Raw genomic sequence first — 22,531 nt, 5'->3', positions numbered from 1 at the left:
TGGCTGGGCGGGGTGCGGGCGCTGCTTCGGCTTCGGGATGTCGTGGCGTGTGTGCTCGATCCGGGCGGCGGTGGAGAGGGGTGCGGGCGATGTTTCGGCTTACGGAGTGCGTCGTGGCGGGCGTGCTCGGTCCGGATGGCGGGCGAGAATGGAGGTGGTGCGGGCGACGGGTCGAACACGGTGTCGAACGTGGTCTCGTCTTCGTCAATAGGGGTGGTCGCCGTCGTTTGCGGCACTTTCGGGGCTCGGCGAACGTTCCCGAGGTAAGGAAGGGTCGGGCGGGAGCGGGGAAGCAGGGACAGAGGGGAAAGAGGGAAGGGGCGGGCACCGGCGGGGACTTCGAGCGGGGTCGGTCACGCTTCTCCCGGTCGTGGTTCAGTCGTGGTTCGGTCGTGGTCCGGCCGCAGAGGCGTCGCAGGGGCATTCGCGGAGGCGTCGCGGGGGCGTGAGAAGGTGGGCCCCATGGAAGCGACTGCCGGCGGGGGCAATCGGTCCGCCGAAACGCACGTTGTCGTTGTCGGTGGGGGTATCGCCGGGCTGGCCGCCGCACACGCGCTGTGCCGTGACGCGCCGCCCGGGCTGCGCGTCACCGTGTTGGAGGGGTCGCCGAGGGTCGGCGGCAAGTTGTCCGCGGTCGAGATCGCCGGCGTTCCCGTCGACGAGGGCGCCGAGTCGATGCTGGCCCGCCGCCCCGAAGGCACGCGACTGGCCCGCGAGGTGGGGCTCGGCGACGACCTCCAGCCGCCCGCGACCGCCACCGCGACGCTGTGGACGCGCGGAGCGCTGCGGCCGATGCCGCGCGGACACATCATGGGCGTGCCGGGCGACATCGCCGCGCTGGCGCGGTCGGGGGTGCTGTCGCGCGAAGGTCTCGTGCGGGTTCCGGTGGACTGCACGATGCCCCCGCACACATACGAAGACGACGTCACCGTGGGCGAGTTCGTCGCGGCGCGGCTCGGCCGCGAGGTCGTCGACCGGCTCGTGGAACCGCTCTTGGGCGGCGTGTACGCGGGGGACGCGTACGCCATCTCACTCGCCGCCGCCGTCCCGCAACTGCTGCCCGTCGCGCACGCGGGCGGGTCGCTGCTGGACGGCGTGCGCGAACTCCTCGACCGCGCACCCGATCCGGCCGTCGCCGGTCCGGTTTTCGCCGGTATCCGGGGCGGGATCGGGCGCCTGCCGGTCGCGGTCGCCGCGGCGGTCGCCGCGAGCGGGCGCGGGACCGTGCGGACCGGGGCGACCGTGCGCGAGTTGAGGCGTACGGCGACCGGCTGGCAGGTGATCGTCGGGGATACGCGCGCGCCCGAGGCGGTCGACGCGGACGCCGTGGTCGTCGCTGTTCCCGCGGCTCCCGCGGCGCGCCTGCTCGCGCCGCACTCGCCGGTCGCCTCGGCCGAGCTCGGCGCGGTCGAATACGCCGGGATGGCGATCGTCACGATGGCGTTCCGCCGCGCGGACCTCGGCACGGAGTTGCCCGGCAGCGGGTTCCTGGTGCCGCCCGTGGACGGCCGCCGCATCAAGGCGAGCACGTTCGCGAGCAACAAGTGGGCGTGGATCGCCGACGCGGACCCGGACACGTTCGTGCTGCGCACCTCGCTCGGCCGCGCGGGCGACGTGGCCCCGTTGCAGCGCGACGACGCCGACCTGGTCGCCGACTCGCTCGCCGACCTGCGCGACGCCGTCGGCATCGCCGCGACACCCGTGGAGACGCGCGTGACCCGTTGGGGCGGCGGGCTGCCGCAGTACGCGCTCGGCCACGTCGGACGCGTCGCCTGCGTCGAACAGGCCGTCCGTCAGGTGCCGAGGCTCGCGGTGTGCGGGGCGGTGTACCACGGCGTCGGCATCCCGGCGTGCGTCGCGAGCGGGGAGAGCGCGGCGGCGGACGTGCTCGCGTCGTTGGCGCCGTGATCGGGGAGGCATACCGGTCACCACCGCGCGCCGAGCGCCGCCGGGGCCCGAGGCCCGGCCGGGTCGGCGACGCACCGCGGCGTTCGACTCCGAGAACCGGCCCGCGACGCCCGGGAGGGGTTTCCGTCCCGTGCGCAATCGCCGACCCGGGCAGGGGGGCGGTCCCCGCCACCGTCCGCAGCCGCCGCAGGCCGGGTTCCGGCCCGGGCTCGCGTTCCGGCCCCGGCCCGTGTTCCGGTCTGGGCTCGTCTTTCGGCCCCGGCCCGCGTAGCGGCCTCGGTCTACGTACAGACCCGGGCCCGCGTTCCGACTCGGGCCCGCGTTCCGACCCGCGCACCGGCCCCGCGATCGCGGCGTCCCGCGCGTCGTGCGCGCAACCAGGGACCGGGTGGCAGGGGGCCGCCCGGATGGAGGGAGAATCGAGAACATGACTGACGCGACCACGCAGGACACCGACATTCCCGGGACCGAGGCCGATGGGGCGCCGGCCCGGCCCAAGGCCCGCGACCTCAACCAGGTCATCCGCTACACCCTGTGGTCGGTGTTCCGGTTGCGCGACGCCCTGCCCGACGACCGTGCGGCTCTCGGCGCCGAGGTCGAGACGCTGTTCGAGCAGTTGCTCGACAAGGACGTCGTGGTGCGCGGCACGTACGACGTCTCGGGTCTGCGCGCCGACGCCGATCTGATGATCTGGTGGCACGCGGAGTCGTCGGACGAGTTGCAGGAGGCGTACAACCGCTTCCGCCGCACCGCGCTCGGGCGGCTCCTGGAGCCGGTCTGGTCGAATATGGCGCTGCACCGGCCCGCGGAGTTCAACAAGAGCCACATCCCGGCGTTCCTCGCCGACGAGACGCCGCGCGCGTACGTCGCCGTGTACCCGTTCGTGCGTTCGTACGAGTGGTACCTGCTGGAGGACGCCGAGCGCCGCCGCCTGCTCGCGGAGCACGGGCAGATGGCCCGGTCGTACCCGGACGTGCGCGCCAACACGGTGCCGTCGTTCGCGCTGGGCGACTACGAGTGGATTTTGGCGTTCGAGGCCGACGAACTGCACCGGATCGTCGACCTCATGCGGCACCTGCGCGGCTCCGAGACGCGTCGGCACGTGCGTGAGGAGATCCCGTTCTACACGGGCCGCCGCCGTCCGATCGGTGAGCTGCTGGCCGGGCTGGTCTGATCCCGAGGCACCGTGCCGGGGCCGTCTCCGCACGCGGGGACGGCCCCGGCGCCATGTCCGAAAACCGCCGGTCTCGGGGGAGGCGAGGCGGGACCATGGTGGGTGTGGACACGACAACCCGAAGCATCGGAAGGACCGTCGGCATGAGTACGCGAGTGTTGGCCCAGGGCGGCGTGTTCGGCGAAGGCGGCGTGGCGGACCCAGGAGCCGCGTCGGACGGCGACACGTTTCCGCTGATCATGGCGGCGGTTTCGCAAGGCGGCCCGGGGAGTCCGGGCGGGCCGACGGATTCTCGGCCGCGCCCCGCTGACCTGCGCGTGCCGCTCGCGGGGCCGCCGCGCTACGCGGTTGTCGGATCGCCGGTCGGCGAACTGCTGCTCACCGGCGACGGTGAGGCCCTGTCGGGGCTGTTCATGCTGCCCGACGCCAAGTACGTCCCCGAGATCGGCGCGGACTGGATTCGCGACGAGACGGCGTTCGACGCCGTGCGCACCCAGCTCGACGAGTACTTCGCGGGCGAGCGGCGCGCGTTCGACGTGCCCCTCGCGCCGCGCGGGACGGCGTTCCAGCGCTCGGTGTGGCGCGAGCTGACGGCGATCCCGTACGGCCGGACGATGTCGTACGGCGCGATGGCCGCCGCGCTCGGCACGCCCACCGCGTCCCGCGCGGTCGGCGCGGCGAACGGGCGCAACCCGATCTCGATCATCGTGCCGTGCCACCGCGTCATCGCGTCGAACGGCGCGTTGACCGGGTACGCGGGCGGCCTCGACCGGAAGCGGCGTCTCCTCGCCCTGGAGCGCGGAGCCGCGGTCGGCTGAACGGCCTTTCGTGGGGCGGGAGTCGGCGCCGAGCCCGGAAAAACCGGTCGCCGGGCGGGCGGTGGTGTTGTCAGGGTGCTGCGCATGTCAGCCGCCACCATCGCCGGAACGCGCGTGATCCGCGCCGACTTCGACGCCCGGACGATCGTCGTCTACCAGGCGTACCCCTCGCGTATCGCCGACGCGGCGCTGCGGGCGGGCCGCTTCGTGGAGCCGTTCTCGTTCCGGCGCATGACCTGGATCAAGCCGTCGTACCTGTGGCTCATGCACCGCGGCAACTGGGCGCGCAAAGCCGGGCAGGAGCGGACGCTCGCGGTGCGGATCACCCGTGATGGATGGGAACGCGCGTTGCGGAGCGCGGTGTTGACATCGGCCGAGCCCGGCGCGCTGGCGTCGGCGGACGTGCACGTCCAGTGGGACCCGGAGCGGTCGCTGCGCGGTGCCGCGCTCAACCACTACAGCATCCAGGTCGGCGTCGGGCGGGCGCTGATCCGGGAGTTCGCCGAGGAGTGGACGGTGGAGATCACCGACCTGACCGCCCGCACGCGGCGTACGGCGGAACTCGTGCGGGGCGGACGCTTCGACCGGGCACGGGCGTTGCTGCCGCCGGAGAAGGAGTATCCGGTGCCGCGGGATGTCGCGCGGCGGCTGGGGATGGGCGGCTGAGGGGCACGCTGGGCTGGGCTGGACTCGGCTCGGTTCGGCTGGACTGGACTGAGCTCGGCTGGGCTCGGCTGAGCCGGGCGGTGCCGTCGGTCAGTCCGGCCACGGCGTCGCGTCGGAGGCGACCGAGGGGCGGGTGCGGCGGGTGCGCCACCAGGAGCGGAGCCGTCGGACGCTGCCGCTGCGCTGCCGGGCCGGTGTGCGCAGGACGACCGCCGGTTCGGGCAATTCGCCGCGCAGGCGCAGGTGTTCGGCGAACGCGTGGCCGTCGGCGCGGCTGCCGCCGGTGGGAGGTTTGGGGTGGGTGCGGGCCCAGTCCATGAAGGCGCCCGGCCAGCGGTCGCCCAGCGCGGCGGCGAGGTGGGGGAGTGCCCGGGCGACGCCGTTGCGGCGCTTGGCGGCCAGGGAGGTGGTCTGGACGCGGATGCGCTCGCGGTCGAAGCCCGGGGGGACGGGTCCGCCGGCGACGAGCGCGGCGAGCAACGCGGTCTGGCGGAGGGCGAGTTCGTCGCGGTCGGCGTCCGTGGCGGCGTCGCCCGGCGGGGGCGGCGGTGTCATCGGGTGCCTCCCGTCGCGGCGGTGGCTCCGGTCAATACGCCGCGGATGGCCGCGAGTTCCCGGGCCAGGTCGTCGGGTGGGGGGAACGCCGCGTCGCGTTCGAGGAGGACGCCGGGAGGCCGGGTCCGTTCGCACAACATGCCCAGGATTTCGAGGACTTCGCGGGAGACAGGGTGTGCGTGCGTGTCGTGCCAGAGCCCGTTGCGCAGGATGCCGCCCGCGACGTGCGCGTACGCGACCGCTTCGAGTGGCAGCGTGTCCAGGGCCGCGGCGACGTCCAGGCCGTGGTTGACGCGTTCCGTGTGCAGGTTCGCGACGTCGACCAGCAGGGAGACGCCCGTCAACGCGACCAGTTCCGCGAGGAATTGAGCCTCCGTCATCTCGTTGTCGGGCCACTGGAACAGTGTCGCGGGGTTCTCCAGCGCGAGCGGGACGGGCAGCGCATCCTGCGCGATGCGGATGTTCTCCGCGATGACGCGCAGCGAGGCCCGGGTGCGCGGCACCGGCAGCAGGTGCCCGGCCTCCATGCCGCCCGCGCGGACGAACGCCACGTGTTCGCTCACCAAGGGCGCGTCCAGGGTGTCGGCGACTCTCGCGAGCCGGGCGAGGCGCCCCTCGTCGGGGCGATCCGCGCCGCCCAGGCCCAGGGACACGCCGTGCGGGACGACGGCGGTGCCGCGTGCGCGCAGCACCCGCAGGGACTCGGGTACGTGGTCGGTGTGTTCGACGCACACGTTCTCCGCGATGACCTCGACGAAGTCGACTCCGTCGAGGCGTTCGACGGCCAGGTCGATCTCCGGCCGCCAGCCGATGCCGACCGCCGTACCGCCACCGGATACCAGGTTCACGAGCAGCCGCCTCCTCCTCCGCACGACGAGCCACCACCGCACGACGAACCACCGGACGAACACCCCGACGACGAGCAGCCGGACGACGAACAGCTCGCGGGGGACGAGCAGTTCGGCCCCGAACACGAGCTGCCCCGGAAGCCGCTGTCGGCACAGGACGCCGCACCGCACCACGAGTCGCCGCCGGAGGTATCCGCGTCCGCGCCCGAATCGGCGTACGTCCCGCCGGTGTTCGGTCCGCCGACCGGTTGGGCGACCCGCTCGCGCCGGAAGACGTCCAGGAGTTCGAGGTCGGGGAGTTGTCCGAGCCCGGATACCGCTATCGCGCCGAGCCCCGCGCCGCCCGCGGCCGTCCGGTCGAGGGCCTGCCGCAGGCGCGCGTCGCGGCGCAGCTGCACCACGTACGAGACGCCCAGCGGCGTGTGCCCGGTGCGGGGCACGATCGACAGGAGCTGGAGCAGCACGACCGACACCACGGAGCCGGTGACGTGCGCGACGAGCGCGCCGACGTGGATGCCGCCGTGTCCCGGGCTCCCGGACCACAGGACGCCCGGAATGACCAGGGTCAGTGAGCTGATCGCCATCGAGGCGACGGCGACGATGCGCGCGTTGCGGCGTTTGCGCGTGGTATTGCGTCGCCGCATGACGCCCAGGGCGACGAACCGGTCGCCTATGTCCTGGACTTCCGGGCTGCGCGCGCCGCGCAGGCGCACGGTCGCCAGCGGTGCGCTGCCGCCCGCCTCGGTGACCGTGCGCAGCACTCCGGCGGTGACCGGTTCGGCCGCCTTGCGGTCGGTGGCGGTGACGGTGCCGTCGCGGCCGACGTGCACGACACCCGAGGCGCGCATCGCGAGGACCGCGACGTCCGCCACGCGGGACGGGCCTCCGGTCAGGAACGCCGCCTGGTACAGGTTCAGTCGCGGCGCCTTGGGCAGCGCCGCACCGCGCCGGACTCGCTCGCCGCGCAGCACCGCGACGATGTACGCGATCGCGCACACCATCCACACGACGTAGGCGACCAGCGCGGCATTCGGGTTCATAGCCCGTGTGTACCGGAAGCGGACACCCCTGCGTCACGCGGGGTCGCAAATCGTCGGGATTCGATGGGAATCCCTCGTCGGCGGACCCGCGGCCCCGAGCCCCCCGAGGCGTGTCCCTCGGATCGCCGGCGGGGTCAGGCGTCCGCGGCGGGTTCCAGGGTGAGGCTGATCGAGTTGATGCAGTAGCGCTGATTGCGCGGCGTATACCGCTCGCCTTCGAACACGTGTCCGAGGTGCGAGCCGCAGTTGCGGCACAGGACCTCCGTGCGGACCATCCCGTACGCCCGGTCCTCGCGCAGCTCCACGCGGTCCTCGTCGACGTAGTCGAACGACGGCCAGCCGCAGTGCGACTCGAACTTGTCCTCGGAGCGGAACAGCTCCGCCTGACACGCGCGGCAGCGGTAGACGCCGACGGTCTTGGTGTCGGTGTACTCGCCGGTGAAGGCGCGCTCGGTGCCGGCCTCGCGCAGGACGTGGAACTCCGCGGGAGACAGGATCGCGCGCCACTCGTCGGCGGACTTGGCGATGTTGTACTTCTCGGTGTCGGTCATGTCTGTATCCAACACGTCCGGCCCCGGCCGCGTTCCCGGGCCCGCGGCGGAAACACGGCCGACCCCCGGGGCCGGCCGCGCCGCGGGGCACCGGGCCCGCTCAGTCCCGGCCGGCGTCCTCGGCGGCGGTGCCCGCGGGGGTGGCCTCGCCGGTCCGGAAGGCCTTGACGGACTCCAGGATCTCCGGGCCGAGCAGCGTCACGTCGCCCGCGCCCATCGTCAGCACCAGGTCCCGCGGCCGGGCGATCCGCGCGACCACGTTCGGCACCTCGGACCAGCTGTGCTCCATGCGCACCAGGCCGCCGTGGTCGAGCGCGCTGTGCGCGATGATGTGGCTCGTGATCCCCGGCTGCGGGTCCTCGCGGGCGGCGTAGATGTCCATCACCAGCGCGATGTCGGCGGCGGCGAGCGCGCGCCCCATCTCGGTGCCGAGCTGCTGCGTCCGGCTGAACAGGTGCGGCTGGAACACCGCGATGACGCGCCCGTCGCCCACGGCCCCGCGGGCGGTCTCCAGGTCGGCGGCGATCTCGGTGGGGTGGTGCGCGTACGAGTCGACGACGCGCACGCCGCCCGCCTCCCCCTTGAGCTGGAAGCGGCGGCGTACGCCCTGGTACTTGCCCAGCGCCGCGCCCATCTCGGCCGGTTCGATGCCGAGCGCGAGGCCGACCGCGAGGGCCATGACGGCGTTGGAGGCATTGACGCGGCCGGGCACGCCGATGCCGAAGACGTGCTCGGCGCCGCCCCGGCCGCGTACCGTCACCGTGCTCGCCAGGCCCTGCTGCTCGACCTTGGCGATCCGGAGATCCGCGGAGTCGCTCTCGCCGACGGTGACGACGGCGAGGTCGGGCGCGGACGCGGCGAGCCGGGCGCGCAGTGTGCCGGCACCGGCGTCGTCGGCGGACAGCACGAGGGTGCCGCCCGGGACGATGCGCCGGGCGAACGCCTCGAAGGCGTCGAGGACTTCGTCCAGCGACGCGTAGTTGGCGTGGTGGTCCAGCTCGACGTTGAGGACGACGGCGACCTCGGGCGCGTACTTCAGGAAGCTGCGGTCGCTTTCGTCCGCCTCCGCGACGAAGATGTCGCCGTCGCCGTGGTGCGCGTTGCTGCCGGCCTCGTTGAGGTCGGCGCCGATCGCGAACGACGGGTCGAGCCCGAGCGACATCAGGCCCACCGCGAGCATGCTGGTCGTGGTGGTCTTGCCGTGCGTTCCGGCGACCGCGACGGCGCGGCGGTCGTCCATGAGCCGGGCCAGCGCGTCGGCCCGGTGCACCACCGGAATGCCGCGCTCCCGCGCGGCGACCAGCTCGGGGTTGTCGGGGCGGATCGCGCTGGAGACGACGACGCACGTCGCGTCGCCGACGTTCTCGGCCGCGTGGCCGGCGTGCACGCGGCAGCCGAGCTGGCGCAGCGCGAGCAGCGCGGTCGAGTCCTTCGCGTCGCTGCCGGCCACTTTGGACCCCCGGATGGCGAGGATCTTCGCGAGCCCCGACATCCCGGCGCCGCCGATCCCGATGAAGTGCGGACTGCCGAGGTCGATCGCAGGCGGGTCCGCGGGGGAGGCGGAGGCGGAGGCGGGCATGCGGGCTCCTGACACGTTGCGCGGGTGTGCGGTGGTGGGTGCGGGCCGACGGACCCGGCGGTTTCGCACGGACGATTCTGCACCACGAACGCGCTTCGCCGGGCCCGGCTTACGGGGTGTTGTGCGCGAACAGCTTCAGCACCGGCACGCCCACCCGGTGGCGGGCGCGCGAGGCCCAGTCGCGGTGGAAGAACTCCTCGATCAGGTGCGGGGCGGTCAGCACGATGACCTCGTCGGCGGCGTGCCGTTCGACGATGTCCTTGAGGATCTGCAGCGGATCGTCGCCGGGCGCGGTCTCGCCGACGGCCCGGACGCCGACCGCGGTCAGGTTGGCGACGCTGACATCGAGCGTGCGGCGGGTCACGTCGGCGGCGTCGTCCGCCGCGGGGTGCTCGACGTCCTCCGCGGCCTCCTCCAGGTGACCGAGCGCGACGTCGTCCAGGGCGCGTACGAGGCGGTGGTGGTCGGCCTTGCCCGGCAGCACCACGACGAAGGACGTCTCCACGCCCTCGTGGAGGCTGGTGACCAGGCCGACGTCCTCCGCGTCCATGACCTTTTCGATGAGAAGGACGATCGTGTACACGCTTTTCTCCCTCTGTGCCCGGCTCGACCGGCTCGTCCCGGAAGTGACGCGGTCCTGTCATCACCATGCCACCCGAGCGCCCGGCGGGGGCCGACAACCGCGCAACCCGCTGCCGGCCGGGCGTGTGCGGCCGTGGTGAGTGCTCCTTAACCCGAAAAGCCCCGGACGTACCGTGCGAACAGGAAGCCGTCCTCCTCCAGCAGCGTGTGCAGGCCCATCGACTGCGGAACCGCCGGGCGCGGGCCGTCGGTGATGCGTGTGGCCGAGCCGCCGAGCAGCAGCGGGCCGAGGGTGAGGCACAACTCGTCGAGGCGTTCCGCGGCGACCAGTTGACCGAGCAGGTGCGGGCCGCCCTCGGTGAGGATCCGCGTCCAGCCGCGGGCGGCCAGCGCGTCGACGGCCGCGCCCGGGTCGACGCCCGGCGCGCCGGGGCCGCCCGCGATCACGACGTCCGCGACCGCGCGGGCCCGGGCCAGGCGCTCCGGGTCCGACTCGGGTCCGGTCAGCACCACCGTCGGCACGACGGCCTCGGTGAACAGCGGAGACGAGAAGTCCAGGTCCAGGCCGCGGCTCGCGACCGCGATCACCGGCACCGGGGGGCGCCCGGCGGCCTCGCGCGCCGGAGCGTACGCCGGGTTGGGGCGCGGGGGGCGGTACCCCTCCTTGCGTACCGTCGACGCCCCGACCAGCACGACGTCCGCGAGCGCCCGCAGGACCTTGAAGACGCGCTTGTCGCCGGGCGACGACAGGCCGTCCGAGAGGCCGTCGTCCGCCTGCGCCGCACCGTCCAGGCTCGCGACCATGTTGGCGCGGACCCACGCACGGCCCGCGTCGACGACGTCGGCGGGGTACGCGTACGCCGCGTCCAGGTCGACATCCCGGTCGACATCCCGGTCGACATCCGGGTCGACAGCGGCGCCCTCGCCGGGACCGCCCGCGGCGGGACCCGGGGGGCTCGTGGGGTGCGAGGGGTGTGCGGGGGCGGGAAGCAGACGTCGCATGCGGTCGAGTTTCGCACGCACCGTAGGCTTGATAACCGTGCCTAACGTGTCCCCGGCAAACCCGGACGGTCGACCGGTCGCCCTCGCCTCGCGCCACCCGGTCGTCCCCGCCGACCGCATGGTGGCCGAAATGGTTCCGCCACCGCGGTTCGACGGCGTCCGCTTCGGCACCTACATACCCGACCCCGCGCAACCCGGCCAGGCCGAGGCCGTACGGCGCCTCGAACACTTCGCCGCCATGCTGAACACCGTCCACGGCGGCGAGCCCAAGCGCCGCTGGTTCCGGCGCGAGAAAGCCGCCGCACCGGCCGGTCAGAGCGGCATCTACCTCGACGGCGGCTACGGCGTCGGCAAGACCCACCTGCTGGCCTCCCTGTGGCACGCCGCGCCCGCGCCGAAGTCGCTGTGCACCTTCGTCGAGCTGACCAACCTCGTCGGCGCGCTCGGCTTCCAGCAGACCGTGCAGGCGCTTTCCGGCCACCGGCTGCTGTGCATCGACGAATTCGAACTCGACGACCCGGGCGACACCGTCCTCGTGTCCACGCTGCTGGGCAAACTCGTCGACGCCGGCGTCAAGCTCGCCGCGACGTCCAACACGCTGCCCGACAAACTCGGCGAGGGACGCTTCGCCGCCGTCGACTTCATGCGCGAGATCCAAGGCCTCTCGGCGCACTTCGCGTCGCTGCGCATCGACGGCGACGACTACCGCCACCGCGGCCTCCCCGAGGCCCCCGCCCCCGCGGCCGACGACGAGGTCGTCACCAAGACCGCCCACGCGCCCGGCGTGCACGGCGCGTCGCTCGACGACTTCCCCGCCCTGCTCGACCACCTCGCGCGCGTGCACCCCAGCCGCTACGGCGCGCTCCTCGAAGGCGTGCGCGCGGTCTTCTGGCGCGGTGTCGTCCCCGTCGCCGACCAGTCGACCGCGCTGCGCCTGGTGGTGCTGGCCGACCGCATGTACGACCGCGAGATACCGGTGGTCGCGTCGGGGGTGCCGTTCGACGCGATCTTCTCGGACGAGATGCTGGGCGGCGGCTACAAGAAGAAGTACCTGCGGGCGATATCCCGGCTGGTCGCGATGGCCAGGGACGGTGCCGAGCGGGTTCCGGCGGTGGAGCGCGACGGCTGACGCGTCGGCCGTCCCGCGCGGCGCCGCGGCGGCGGACCCGCCCGAACTGCGCGCGCCGGAGTTGTCGGGGAGGATCGCCCCAGGGACGCTGACCCGAACGAGGTGCGGAGGGCTGACGCGTGGCCAAGAAGACGGGCAGGAACGCGGGCCGGGACTCCGACGCGACGGGAACGCCGGGGAAGGCCGGCAAGCAGGCCAAGACCGGGAAACCGGGGAAGCGGCTGCGGGCGGTGGCCGGCGGGAAGGCCGACACGGGCGGGAAAACCGGGAAAACCGGGAAAGCGGGGAAGCCCGGCAAGCCCGGCGCATCCGACGCGGCTGGTGGCCGGTCGTCCGGGAAGCCGGTGTCGGAGAGCCGCGCCGGGAGCACACGCGCGCCGGGGCCGTCCGAGCGCCCGGGCGAGTCCGCCGGACGCCGCGAACCCACCAGGATCGGGCCGTTGCGCGGCGTCGCCGACCCCGACCGCGAGGACGCCCCCGCCGGGCCGCGCGGCGTACGGTTCGGCGAACGCACGTACGAACCGCGGCGCAAGGACGCCTGGCCCCGGGACCCCCACCTGACCCCGGTGGAACCCGCCTCGCCGCTGCTGCGCGTCGTGCACGGCGAAGTGCCGCCCGCACCCGCCGCGGTGGGGTCCGTCCGCGCGGCGCTGCGCCTGCACGGCGGGGTCGTCGACCTCGGCGGCGCCGACACGCGCGCCACGCCGCACTGGACCGGCGGCAAACACGAGGCGCTCGCCGACATCGCCGCCATGGAGCCCCGGCTCGCCGAACTCCAGGAGCGGCTGTACGCGCAAGCCGTCGCCGGGGGATCACGCAAGCGGCTGCTGCTGGTGCTGCAAGGCATGGACACGTCCGGCAAGGGCGGCGTCGTCAAGCACGTCATCGGGCACTTCAACCCGTCCGGCTGCCACATCCACGCCTTCAAGACGCCCACCCGCGACGAACTCGCACACCCGTTCCTCTGGCGCGTCCGCCACCAGCTCCCGGCCCCCGGGATCATCGGCATCTTCGACCGCTCCCACTACGAGGACGTCCTGATCGCCCGCGTGCGCGGCCTCGTCGCCCGCCCCGTGTGGGCGCGCCGGTTCGGGGCCATCAACCGCTTCGAGCGGACGCTGCACGACGACGAGGTGACCGTCGTCAAGGTCTTCCTGCACATCTCCTACGCGGAACAGCGCGAACGGCTGCTCAAACGCCTCGACAACCCCGACAAGCACTGGAAGTTCGCGCCCGGCGACATCGACGAACGCGCCTACTGGCCGGACTACGAGGAGGCCTACGAGGCGGTCCTCCACAAGTGCACCACCGACACCGCGCCGTGGTACGTCGTCCCCTCCGACCGCAAGTGGTACCGCAACTGGGCCGTCAGCCGCCTCCTCCTCGAACACCTGGAGGACATCGACCCGCAGTACCCGCCCGCCCACTTCGACGTCGAGGCCGAACGCGCCCGGCTGCTGCAGACGTAGCCGCCCGGCCGCCTACCGCGACGCCGCCGGGGACACGCGGACGACCGCGGTCGAACGGGGGGCGAGGGTGAGCGTGGTGGCGGCGAGGCCGTGGTCGATGCGGGCGGGGGTCCAGGACGCGAGGACTTCGGCGGGGCCGGTGCCCACGGGGAGGCTCGCGGGTTCCTCGGCCAGGTTGACCACGACGCGCAGGCGCCCCCGGTGCAGGGTCAGGCGGCCCGCGGGTTCGTCGTATGTGAGGAGCGCGGACGGCAGATCGGGGTCGGACACCTCGGGATGGTCGCGGCGCAGGCGGATCAGGGTGCGGTACCACGCCAGCAGGGCCGCGTGGGGTTCGCGGTACGTCTCCGACCAGTCCAGGCGCGACGCGCGCACGGTGTCGGGGGACTGCGGGTCGGGGATGTCGGCGGCACGCCAGCCGTGCGCCGCGAACTCGGCGCGCCTGCCCCGGCGTACGGCCTCGGCCAGGGCCGGATCGGGGTGGTCGGTGAAGTACTGCCAGGGCGTGGACGCGCCCCACTCCTCGCCCATGAACAGCATCGGGGTGAACGGCGCGGTGAGGACGAGGGCGGCTGCGGCGGCGAGCAGGTCGGGGGACAGGAGCGCGGAAATGCGGTCGCCTGTCGCGCGGTTGCCGACCTGGTCGTGGTTCTGCAGGTAGCCGAGGAAGCGGTGGCCCGGCGTGCGGGACGGGTCGAGCGGGCGGCCGTGGTGGCGGCCCCGGAACGTCGACCACGTGCCGTCGTGCAGCCACGCGGCGCGGTACGTCTTCGCCAGCGTGGCCATCGACCCGAAGTCCGTGTAGTAGCCCTGGCGTTCGCCGGTCAGCAGGGCATGCAGCGCGTGGTGGAAGTCGTCGCTCCACTGCGCGTGGATCCCGAGACCGCCGCTCTCGCGCGGGGTGACGACGCGCGGGTCGTTGAGGTCGGACTCGGCGATCAGGAACAGCGGTTTGCCGAGCGCCGTACCCAACCGGTCGACGGCGTCCGACAGTTCCTCCAGGAACGGCACCGCCCGGCGGTCCGCCAGCTCGTGCACGGCGTCCAGGCGCAGGCCGTCGATGTGGAAGTCGCGCAGCCACGCCAGCGCGCTGCCGCGCAGGAACGCGCGCACCTCGTCGGAACCGGGGCCGTCCAGGTTGACCGCGCTGCCCCACGGCGTGTGGTAGCGGTCGGTGAAGTACGGGCCGTAGCGCGGGAGTTGGTTGCCCGATGGGCCGAGGTGGTTGTGCACGACGTCCAGGACCACCGCCAGGCCCCGGGCGTGCGCGGCGTCGACGAAGCGCTTGAGGCCGTCGGGCCCGCCGTAGGGCTCGTGCACCGCCCACAAACACACGCCGTCGTAGCCCCAGCCGTGGCGGCCGGGGAACGCCGCGACGGGCATCAGCTCCACGTGCGTCACACCGAGGCGGACCAGGTGGTCGAGCCGTTCGATCGCGGCGTCGAAGGTGCCCGCGTCGGTGAACGTGCCGACGTGCAGCTCGTAGACGACGCCGCCGGGCAGCGCGCGGCCACGCCAGGAGGTGTCCGTCCACGCGAAACGGCCGTGGTCGTAGACGCGCGACGGCTCCTCGGGCCCGCCGGGCTGCCACACCGCGCGCGGGTCGGGGAGCGGCGGGCCGCCGTCGAGGGAGAACGCGTAGTCGTCGCCGTGCGCGAGCGACGGGACGGTGAGGTGCCACCAGCCGGGGCCGTCGCCCTGGTGCATCGCGCGGCGCGCGGCGGCGGTCGTGGGTGTGCGGGTGACCAGTTCGACGGCGGACGCGTCGGGGGCCCAGACGGCGAGACGGGTCACGGATGGCGCTCCCGAGGTTTGTGGGGCGAACGGTGGTCGGTGGTGCGGTCCGATCGTCTTCTTCCTTTCCCCCCACCCCCGCCCCCACCCCACCTCCCCGCCACCTCCGCGCCACATCCCCGCCTCCCGTGCCTGCGCTTGTCGGGGTCGGTTCGCCGGGGCGGTCGGTGGTCCGTGTGCTGTCGCGGTCACGGGGTTTCGGCGTCCAGGAGTGCCACCGGCAGGTGGGTGAACACCTCGGCCAAGGGGGCGTCGTGGGCGATGCGGCGGCCGGTCAGTACGTCCGTCCACGTGCCTTTGCGCAGGTCCAGGCGGGTGTCGCCCCAGCCGCCGCGGGCCGCGAGTCCCACCGGCAGCCGGGTCGCGAGGGCCACCGCCGGGCCGCGCCGCAGGCCCAGCACGTGGCCGGCCGCGTCGCCGTGGGCGTGGACCGCCGCGTACCGGCCCGCGTCGCCGGGGCCGAACGCCTCGGGGGCGCGGCGGCGCCACCGCAGCACCCGTGACGTGACGAGGGCCTTCTCCGCGTCGAGGCCGCCGGACACGTCGCCCGCGTCCACCCGTGCCAGGCGCGCCGCCGCAGCGCGGAAGTCGACCGGCGCCCGGTTGTCCGGATCCACCAGAGTCCGCAGCACCCCCTCCCCTCCCTGGTAGACGTCGGGAACGCCGGGCATCGTCAGCTGGATCAGTTTGGCGCCCAGCGCCACCGCCCGCGACGGTTCGATCAGGCGTTTGACGAACGTCTGTGTGGACGCGAGGATCGCGCGGTCGGTCAGGACGGCGTCCACGAAGTCGTCGGATGCCTGCTCATAGGCGGTGTCGGGGGCGGTCCACGACGTCGACCGGGCGGCCTCGCGCATCGCCTTGCGGAGATAGGCCTTCATCCGATCGGGGCCGATCGGCCACGCCCCGACCAGGGTCTGCCACAGCAGATACGTGTCGAACCGGTCCGGTGCGGGAGCCGCCGCCTCGTCGTCGCGGTGGCGCCGCGCGGCCTTGTTCCACTCCCGGACCGCCGCCGCCCACTCCCCGGGGATCTCCGCGAGGACCGCGAGCCGGGCGCGGACGTCCTCGCTCCGCTTGGTGTCGTGCGTCGACAGCGCCGTCATCGTGCCGGGCCACCGCGCGTGCAGCATGCGCGCGTGGTCGTGGAACTCCTCGACGCCGAGGCCGACTTCGTCGGGTTCGCCGCCGACCTCGTTCAGCGATCCGAGCACGTACCAGCGGTAGAAGGCCCGGTCCTCGACGCCCTTCGCCGCCACCGCCGACGCGACCTGCGCGAATCGCACCGCGAACTCCGGGTCGTGGCCGAGTGCCGCGTCCGCGATCCGGCGCGCGGTCACCGCGAGCCGCCCCGGCACCTGGGTCAGTGCCGCGCCCAGCAGCGTCACCGCCTCCGGGGGCGGCTGCTCCCCGGGCACCACGTAGGGCCGGTACGCCGGTACCGCGGCCAGCAGGGCGCGCAACGCCTCGCCGGCATCCGGGTCGTGCCGTCCCGCCCGGTCCAACGCCCGTTCCAGCCGGGCGACTTCGGTGGCCAGCGCGGTGTCGAGCACTTCGCGTTTCGCGGTCTGCGCGACCGTCCGGAAACCGGGTTCCGCGGCCCCGGTCGCCTCGTGGTGCAGCGCCCGCAGCGCGCTCGCGCCCGCCCGGTCGGTGAACACGCCGTCCACGCGGCGCAGGACGTCGTACCCGGTGGTGCCCGCGCACGGCCAGTCGCCCGGCAGCGCCTCGTGGCCGGTGAGGATCTTCTCGACGACGATCCACGTCGACTCCGGTACGCCCGCCCGCAGCCGCCGCAGGTAGCCGCGCGGGTCGGCCAGGCCGTCGGGATGGTCGACGCGCAGGCCCTGGACCAGGCCGTCGCGCACCAGGCGCAGGATCACCTCGTGGGTCGCGGCGAAGACCGACGGGTCCTCCTGCCGCAGGCCGATCAGCGAGGTGATGGTGAAGAAGCGGCGGTAGTTGCCGCGCGCGTCGCCCTCGCGCCAGTCGGCGAGCCGGTAGTGCTGCGCCTCCAGCGCCTCGCGCGGCGGCAGCGCGGCGGTGCCGTCGCGCAGTGGGAACACGTGGTCGCGGTAGCGGAGCGTCCCGTCCTCGACGCGTAGGCGGCCCAGCACCTCGTCGGGTGGCGCCGCCAGGACCGGCAGCAGGATCCGCCCGCCGCCCGCTTCCCAGTCGATGTCGAACCAGTGCGCGTACGGCGAGTCGCGCCCGTGTTCGAGTACCGACCAGAACTGCCGGTTCAGCGACTCGGGAGCCGGGACCGCCATGTGGTTCGGCACGATGTCGACGACGATGCCCAGCCCGTGCGCGGCGGCGGCGCCCGCGAGCGCCCGGAAGCCGGCCTCGCCGCCCAGTTCCGGCGACACCCGGGAGTGGTCGATCACGTCGTAGCCGTGCCCCGATCCGGGCGCCGCGCGCAGGATCGGCGACAGGTAGAGGTGCCCGACCCCCAGCGACGCCAGGTACGGGACCGCCTCCGCGGCCTCGGCGAAGCCGAACCCGGGCTGGAGTTGCAGGCGGTACGTGCTGGTGGGGACCGTCGGCACGGCGGGTTGGGTCATGCACAGCGACTGCCCGGGGAGCGGCAGCGACACGCGCCGGTCACCCGTACGGCGCAGCGGGTGGCGCTAGGTTCGGGGGCGCCGCAGCAGGACGAGGGAGCGCGCGGTCACCGGCCATCGCTCGCCCGCGTGGACCGTGGGCCGGTCCTTCGGGTCGAGGTCGGCGCAGTCCTCGTCGGCGGTGTCGACCACCACCGTCCACTCGGTGCCGTGGCCCGGCGGGATGCGGAACGCCAGGTCCTCGTGCGAGGCGTTGAGCAGGAGGAGGAACGAGTCGTCCGCGATCGGCTGGCCGCGCGGGTCCGGTTCGCTGATCGCCTGCCCGTTCAGGAACACCGCGAGGGACTTGGCGTTCGCCTCGCGCCAGTCGGCGTCGGTCATTTCGTCGCCCGCGGGGGTGAACCACGCGATGTCGGACAGCTCGTCGTGCGTGCCCTGCACCGGGCGGCCGTGGAAGAACCGGCGGCGCCGGAACACCGGGTGGTCGTGCCGCAGCCGCGTCAGCATCCGCGTGAACGCGTGCATGTCGCCGGGCGCGGCCTTGTCCGGCCACCGCACCCACGCCAGTTCGCTGTCCTGGCAGTACGCGTTGTTGTTGCCGTTCTGCGTGCGCCCGAACTCGTCGCCGTGCGCGATCATCGGCACGCCCTGCGACAGCAACAGCGTTGCCATCATGTTGCGTTGCTGCCGGGCCCGCAGGGCCAGGATGTCGGGGTCGTCGGTCTCGCCCTCGGTGCCGCAGTTCCACGAGCGGTTGTAGCTCTCGCCGTCGCGGTTGTCCTCGCCGTTGGCCTCGTTGTGCTTGTCGTTGTAGGAGACGAGGTCCCGCAGGGTGAAACCGTCGTGGCACGTCACGAAGTTGATCGACGCGATCGGGCGGCGGCCGTCGTCCTGGTAGAGGTCGGACGAACCGGTCAGCCGCGACCCGAACTCGGCGAGGGTGCGCTCCTCGCCGCGCCAGAAGTCCCGTACGGTGTCGCGGTATTTGCCGTTCCACTCGGTCCACAGCGGGGGGAAGTTCCCGACCTGGTAGCCGCCTTCGCCCAGGTCCCACGGCTCGGCGATGAGCTTGACCTGCGAGACGACCGGGTCCTGCTGGACGACGTCGAAGAACGACGACAGCCGGTCCACCTCGTGGAACTGCCGTGCCAGCGTTGCCGCGAGGTCGAAGCGGAAGCCGTCGACGTGCATGTCGGTGACCCAGTAGCGCAGCGAGTCCATGATGAGCTGGAGGACGTGCGGGCTGCGCATGAGCAGCGAGTTGCCGGTGCCCGTCGTGTCCAGGTAGTAGCGCTTGTCGTCGGCGAGCCGGTAGTACGACTGGTTGTCGAGGCCGCGGAACGACAGTGTCGGGCCCAGGTGGTTGCCCTCGGCGGTGTGGTTGTAGACGACGTCGAGGATCACCTCGATGCCCGCCGCGTGCAGCGACTTGACCATCGACCGGAACTCCTGGACCTGCTGGCCGCGTTCGCCCGTCGACGAGTACGCGTTGTGCGGCGCGAAGAAGCCGATCGTGTTGTAGCCCCAGTAGTTGCGCATGCCGAGCCGGGTGAGCCGGTGGTCGTGCACGAACTGGTGCACCGGCATCAACTCGATGGCGGTGACGCCGAGGTCGAGCAGATGGTCGATGACGCTCGGGTGGCCCAGCGCCGCGTACGTGCCGCGGATCTCCTCCGGCAGCCCCGGGTGACGCCGCGTCAGCCCCTTGACGTGCGCCTCGTAGATCACGGTGTCGTGGTACTCGATGCGCGGCGGACGGTCGTTGCCCCAGTCGAAGTACGGGTTCACGACCACCGAAGTCATCATGTACGGCCCCGAGTCGCCCTGGTTGGGCAGGTCCGGGTGGTCGAACGAGTAGCCGTAGACCGCCTCGTGCCACGTCACCTCGCCCGACATCGCCTTGGCGTACGGGTCGAGGAGGAACTTGTGCGGGTTGCAGCGGTTGCCGTCCGCGGGCGCGAAGGGGCCCTGCACGCGGTAGCCGTACCGCTGCCCGGGCTGGATCCCGGGCAGGTACGCGTGCCGCACGAAGGCGTCCGTCTCGCGCAGTTCGACCCGCGTCTCGGTACCGCTGTCGTCGATCAGGCACAACCACACGCGCTCCGCGGCCTCCGAGAAGACCGCGAAGTTCGTGCCGGCGCCGTCGTAGGTGGCGCCCAGGGGGTACGGGCGTCCGGGCCAGACCTGCATGGGCAACCTGTCGTCTCGGTACGGAGGCTCGCACGGCATCGGTGGTGCGGTGGCCGGCGTCGCGCGAGCGCGGGCATCCGCATCTTTCCGTACGCGGGCCGCCGGATGCGCGACATGCGGGCCGCCTTCCCCCGGATGGGGGCCGACCCGCCGGGAATCGCGCCCCCTCCGCCCGTTGGCCGCCGCCCGCAGCCCGCCCTCGGGCGGCGCCGGGCGGTTCAGATCCAGTCGAGCAGTTCCGCGGCCAGCCTCTCCTGCGGGCACGGCCACACCGCGCCGCAGGTGCACGTGTCCGCGCCGCCGGTCGGATCCGGCTCGGGATTGCGGTGATGGCCGTCGAAGATCTCCGCGACGACGTGCCGGTACCGGTCGAACTCTTCGTCTATGCCCGTCCTGTGGGCAGTCGTGCCGCGCGTGGCCATCATGGTGACCTCCAGGTGCCACGGTTCTCGCCGGTACAGACGGGCCGCGCGGCCCCGCGGTTTCACCCGGGCGCGGGGCACTCGGGACATTGAGGGAGCACCCTCGCCCGGCCTGCGGGCGCCCGCGCGCGCTTGGCAAAGATTGCCGAGCGATATCGTTCGACATCGTTCCGTAGCGCCCTGTCAACTGCGGTCCGTGGGCACTAAGTCCGCGTAGCGTAACGGCGACTGCCGTAAGTATGCGTGCCGTTGACGCGCGTATACGGCGGGTCGCGGCACCACCCTGAAGTACGCTCGACCGGTTCGGGTGATCGCCTCGCCGTCAGGAGCCACGTCGGTTCGGCGTCGCGCGACGGGGGCGGGACAGACCAAGCGATTGGGGACGCCGATGACCGACCTGGGCCCGAACGCCTCGGCCCCGGATCCGGACGACCGGCCGGAGTCCGAGTCCCCTCGGCCCCGGCAACCCGACACGCCGCGCGGCCGGTTCGGCGACGGCGTGCGCGACACCGACGAGCCCCGGCGACCGGGCCCCCAGGACGGCGACGGCGACGACGAGGACGCCGACGACCCCGAGGGCGACGCGGAAGACGGCACCGGGGCCGACGACGAACCCACCGGGCCCACCGACAGCGGGAGTTCGGCCGAACACGGACCGGGCCCGGGGGCGGCCCGGCGCCAGGGCCGAGGGCACGAGGACGGCGACGACCCCGCGCCCGGCGCGAACGGCACGCCCGGATCCGCCCGCAGGAGCGGCCTGTTCGGCACTCCCGGGACGACCGGGTTCTGGAGCCCCCCGGGCTCCTCGGCGACCGGCGGCCCCCCGGCCCCGCCCTCCGGCGGGCGCGGCGGCCAAGACCCGGGCGCCGTACCGCCGTTCGCCGACGGGAGCGACCCCGGCCTGCAGCGCCCGGGCTTCGGCAGTGCCCGCGTCCCGCTCCCCGGGCCGCGCAGCGCCGCCGACGACGCCGCCCTGCTGCCGCTGCTCGACGGCAGCGGCCCCCCGCCCCCCGACGGGCCCGGCCCGATCAACCCCGACCCCGTCGAACCCGGCGACCTGTCCTGGGACGAAACCGACTGGAACGACGCGCTGTTGCGGGCCCGCCGCGCCGGTCGGGCGTACGTCTACCTCAACCTCGTGGAGCAGCGCCTGCGTTCGGTCGTCCGCCAAGTGCTGGAACCCGTCTACGGATCCACCGAGCACCCCGGCCGCGACGACGGCGGATGGGTCGCCGCGGCGGCCGGGCCGACGCAGAGCGACTGGGTCGAACGAGCCGAGGCCGTACGCGAGATGAGCCGCCGCCGCGGCTACATCGTGGACCCCGCGGACGACGACCTCGTCGCCTTTCTGACACTGCCTCAGCTCCGCGAGCTGGTGGTCCGCAACTGGTGGTGCTTCGCGCCGTACCTCAGCGACCGCCGCGCGCTCGAACGCGCCTTGGAGGAAGTGGAGATCGGCAGGCACATCGTCGCGCGCAACCGCATGCTGTCGTCCGACGTGCTGCGCCAGGTCGAACGGGCCTGCACCCGGGTGCTCGCCGAACTCGACGGCCGACTCGGCCGCCACGCGGGCGAACGCCTCGCGCTCGACGCCGTCGAGGAGCTGTTCGCGGGCCGCTACGGGGACTTGGTCGGGGTCTTCCCCGACCGCTCGTCCCTGCAAAGGCGGTTGCCGTTCGCCGACCTCGTCGGCGAGGCGCGCAGCATCGACGCGATGGGCGTCTCCCTCAACCTGATCTGCCAGAACTACTCCGGCCGCGAACTCCACCGCAGGGCCGCGTCCGGATGCCGGATGCGCCTGCTGTTCCTCAACCCGGTCGGCGACGCCATGCGGCAGCGCGAGAAGGACGAAGGCCTCAAACGCGGCATACTGGCCCGCCTGACCACGATGAACATCCTGCACGCGCGCAAGATCCGCGCGAAGCTCGCCGACCCCGCCCGCATCGAGATCCGGGTGTACGACGAGACCCCGCGCTTCAACGCGTACCTCGTCGACGGGGACGCCGCCGTCGTGCAGCCGTACCTGCGTCGCTCGCGGGGCGTCGAATCGCCGTCGTTCGTGCTGCGCGCCGGAGGCAACGCCGCCGACCCGCGGCGCGGGCTGTACGCGCTGTTCCAGGAGGAGTTCGAGCAGGTGTGGGCGGCCGGGAAACGCACGGCGTGACGCACCCGGCGACGCCCGGTGCCGTGCCGCGACGGCACGGCACCGCGGCACGCCGGGCGGGCGGGGCCGCGAACCC

General features: G+C 73.4%; 16 protein-coding genes and 1 pseudogene. 7 read left to right on the top strand and 10 right to left on the bottom strand.

Annotation, left to right across the window (positions count from 1 at the left end; translation table 11 throughout):
• Positions 1 to 462 precede the first annotated feature (462 nt).
• From hemG to LO772_RS09415, 4 genes are all read left to right on the top strand, one after another.
• Positions 463 to 1,908 (top strand): protoporphyrinogen oxidase, encoded by a 1,446-nt coding sequence (hemG, locus tag LO772_RS09430; protein WP_231777933.1) that lies wholly within the window; start codon positions 463 to 465, stop codon positions 1,906 to 1,908.
• Between the two features lie 427 nt (positions 1,909 to 2,335).
• Entirely contained in the window at positions 2,336 to 3,082 is a 747-nt protein-coding gene (gene hemQ / locus LO772_RS09425; RefSeq protein WP_443089382.1) for a hydrogen peroxide-dependent heme synthase, read from the top strand.
• Between the two features lie 143 nt (positions 3,083 to 3,225).
• Positions 3,226 to 3,900 carry a methylated-DNA--[protein]-cysteine S-methyltransferase gene (locus tag LO772_RS09420; protein WP_331717322.1) on the top strand — a complete coding sequence of 225 codons (675 nt, stop codon included), beginning with the start codon at positions 3,226 to 3,228 and terminating at the stop codon, positions 3,898 to 3,900.
• A gap of 84 nt (positions 3,901 to 3,984) precedes the next feature.
• Positions 3,985 to 4,566, top strand: a complete 582-nt coding sequence (locus tag LO772_RS09415; RefSeq protein ID WP_231777932.1) for a DUF4291 domain-containing protein — start codon at positions 3,985 to 3,987, stop codon at positions 4,564 to 4,566.
• Between the two features lie 90 nt (positions 4,567 to 4,656).
• Here the strand turns inward: LO772_RS09415 and LO772_RS09410 are convergent.
• The 6 genes and pseudogenes from LO772_RS09410 to LO772_RS09385 all read right to left on the bottom strand — a co-directional run bounded on the left by LO772_RS09410 (position 4,657) and on the right by LO772_RS09385 (position 10,723).
• A pseudogene (locus tag LO772_RS09410) lies at positions 4,657 to 5,963 on the bottom strand (DUF692 domain-containing protein).
• A 2-nt stretch (positions 5,964 to 5,965) separates the two neighbouring features.
• On the bottom strand, positions 5,966 to 7,009 hold the full coding sequence (locus LO772_RS09405; RefSeq protein ID WP_231777931.1) for a TIGR04222 domain-containing membrane protein: 1,044 nt from the start codon (positions 7,007 to 7,009) through the stop codon (positions 5,966 to 5,968).
• A gap of 134 nt (positions 7,010 to 7,143) precedes the next feature.
• On the bottom strand, positions 7,144 to 7,560 hold the full coding sequence (gene msrB, locus LO772_RS09400; RefSeq protein ID WP_231777930.1) for a peptide-methionine (R)-S-oxide reductase MsrB: 417 nt from the start codon (positions 7,558 to 7,560) through the stop codon (positions 7,144 to 7,146).
• A gap of 100 nt (positions 7,561 to 7,660) precedes the next feature.
• Positions 7,661 to 9,139: a UDP-N-acetylmuramate--L-alanine ligase gene (murC, locus tag LO772_RS09395; protein WP_231777929.1), complete on the bottom strand. Its 1,479-nt coding sequence runs from the start codon at positions 9,137 to 9,139 to the stop codon at positions 7,661 to 7,663.
• Between the two features lie 109 nt (positions 9,140 to 9,248).
• Positions 9,249 to 9,722, bottom strand: coding sequence for an indole-3-glycerol phosphate synthase (locus LO772_RS09390; protein WP_231777928.1), 474 nt, complete (start codon positions 9,720 to 9,722; stop codon positions 9,249 to 9,251).
• A gap of 146 nt (positions 9,723 to 9,868) precedes the next feature.
• Positions 9,869 to 10,723, bottom strand: a complete 855-nt coding sequence (locus tag LO772_RS09385) for a pyrimidine reductase family protein (RefSeq protein WP_231777927.1) — start codon at positions 10,721 to 10,723, stop codon at positions 9,869 to 9,871.
• Between the two features lie 118 nt (positions 10,724 to 10,841).
• Here LO772_RS09385 and zapE point away from each other — a divergent pair, with 118 nt between their 5' ends.
• Together zapE and LO772_RS09375 are read left to right on the top strand one after the other, a co-directional pair.
• Positions 10,842 to 11,852 (top strand): cell division protein ZapE, encoded by a 1,011-nt coding sequence (gene zapE, locus LO772_RS09380; protein ID WP_231779479.1) that lies wholly within the window; start codon positions 10,842 to 10,844, stop codon positions 11,850 to 11,852.
• A 629-nt stretch (positions 11,853 to 12,481) separates the two neighbouring features.
• Positions 12,482 to 13,321, top strand: coding sequence for a PPK2 family polyphosphate kinase (locus tag LO772_RS09375; RefSeq protein WP_443089446.1), 840 nt, complete (start codon positions 12,482 to 12,484; stop codon positions 13,319 to 13,321).
• A 12-nt stretch (positions 13,322 to 13,333) separates the two neighbouring features.
• Here LO772_RS09375 and treZ read toward each other — a convergent pair whose 3' ends face one another.
• The 4 genes from treZ to LO772_RS09355 all read right to left on the bottom strand — a co-directional run bounded on the left by treZ (position 13,334) and on the right by LO772_RS09355 (position 20,294).
• The gene (treZ, locus tag LO772_RS09370; protein ID WP_231777926.1) at positions 13,334 to 15,115 is read right to left on the bottom strand and encodes a malto-oligosyltrehalose trehalohydrolase; all 1,782 of its coding nucleotides are present in this window, start codon (positions 15,113 to 15,115) and stop codon (positions 13,334 to 13,336) included.
• Positions 15,116 to 15,303: 188 nt separating this feature from the next.
• Positions 15,304 to 17,712: a malto-oligosyltrehalose synthase gene (gene treY / locus LO772_RS09365; RefSeq protein WP_231777925.1), complete on the bottom strand. Its 2,409-nt coding sequence runs from the start codon at positions 17,710 to 17,712 to the stop codon at positions 15,304 to 15,306.
• Positions 17,713 to 17,745: 33 nt separating this feature from the next.
• Complete coding sequence (gene glgX, locus LO772_RS09360; protein ID WP_231777924.1) at positions 17,746 to 19,869, bottom strand: glycogen debranching protein GlgX; 2,124 nt, start codon at positions 19,867 to 19,869, stop codon at positions 17,746 to 17,748.
• A gap of 218 nt (positions 19,870 to 20,087) precedes the next feature.
• On the bottom strand, positions 20,088 to 20,294 hold the full coding sequence (locus LO772_RS09355; RefSeq protein ID WP_231777923.1) for a hypothetical protein: 207 nt from the start codon (positions 20,292 to 20,294) through the stop codon (positions 20,088 to 20,090).
• Positions 20,295 to 20,679: 385 nt separating this feature from the next.
• On the opposite strand from LO772_RS09355, the gene LO772_RS09350 reads away from it, so the two are divergent.
• Complete coding sequence (locus LO772_RS09350) at positions 20,680 to 22,455, top strand: SAV2148 family HEPN domain-containing protein (protein ID WP_231777922.1); 1,776 nt, start codon at positions 20,680 to 20,682, stop codon at positions 22,453 to 22,455.
• Positions 22,456 to 22,531 lie beyond the last annotated feature (76 nt).

The organism is Yinghuangia sp. ASG 101 (genome assembly GCF_021165735.1).
Lineage (GTDB): Bacteria > Actinomycetota > Actinomycetes > Streptomycetales > Streptomycetaceae > Yinghuangia.
This window is presented reverse-complemented; position numbering and strand designations above follow the sequence as displayed.

What these genes read in the sequence shown, in the direction of transcription:
- LO772_RS09355 (WP_231777923.1), bottom strand. Translation starts at nt 20,294, where the DNA reads ATGATGGCCACGCGCGGCACGACTGCCCACAGGACGGGCATAGACGAA.
- LO772_RS09350 (WP_231777922.1), top strand. Translation starts at nt 20,680, where the DNA reads ATGACCGACCTGGGCCCGAACGCCTCGGCCCCGGATCCGGACGACCGG.
- murC (WP_231777929.1), bottom strand. Translation starts at nt 9,139, where the DNA reads ATGCCCGCCTCCGCCTCCGCCTCCCCCGCGGACCCGCCTGCGATCGAC.
- LO772_RS09385 (WP_231777927.1), bottom strand. Translation starts at nt 10,723, where the DNA reads ATGCGACGTCTGCTTCCCGCCCCCGCACACCCCTCGCACCCCACGAGC.
- hemG (WP_231777933.1), top strand. Translation starts at nt 463, where the DNA reads ATGGAAGCGACTGCCGGCGGGGGCAATCGGTCCGCCGAAACGCACGTT.
- LO772_RS09420 (WP_331717322.1), top strand. Translation starts at nt 3,226, where the DNA reads ATGAGTACGCGAGTGTTGGCCCAGGGCGGCGTGTTCGGCGAAGGCGGC.
- LO772_RS09405 (WP_231777931.1), bottom strand. Translation starts at nt 7,009, where the DNA reads ATGAACCCGAATGCCGCGCTGGTCGCCTACGTCGTGTGGATGGTGTGC.
- glgX (WP_231777924.1), bottom strand. Translation starts at nt 19,869, where the DNA reads ATGCAGGTCTGGCCCGGACGCCCGTACCCCCTGGGCGCCACCTACGAC.
- msrB (WP_231777930.1), bottom strand. Translation starts at nt 7,560, where the DNA reads ATGACCGACACCGAGAAGTACAACATCGCCAAGTCCGCCGACGAGTGG.
- hemQ (WP_443089382.1), top strand. Translation starts at nt 2,336, where the DNA reads ATGACTGACGCGACCACGCAGGACACCGACATTCCCGGGACCGAGGCC.
- LO772_RS09415 (WP_231777932.1), top strand. Translation starts at nt 3,985, where the DNA reads ATGTCAGCCGCCACCATCGCCGGAACGCGCGTGATCCGCGCCGACTTC.
- zapE (WP_231779479.1), top strand. Translation starts at nt 10,842, where the DNA reads ATGGTGGCCGAAATGGTTCCGCCACCGCGGTTCGACGGCGTCCGCTTC.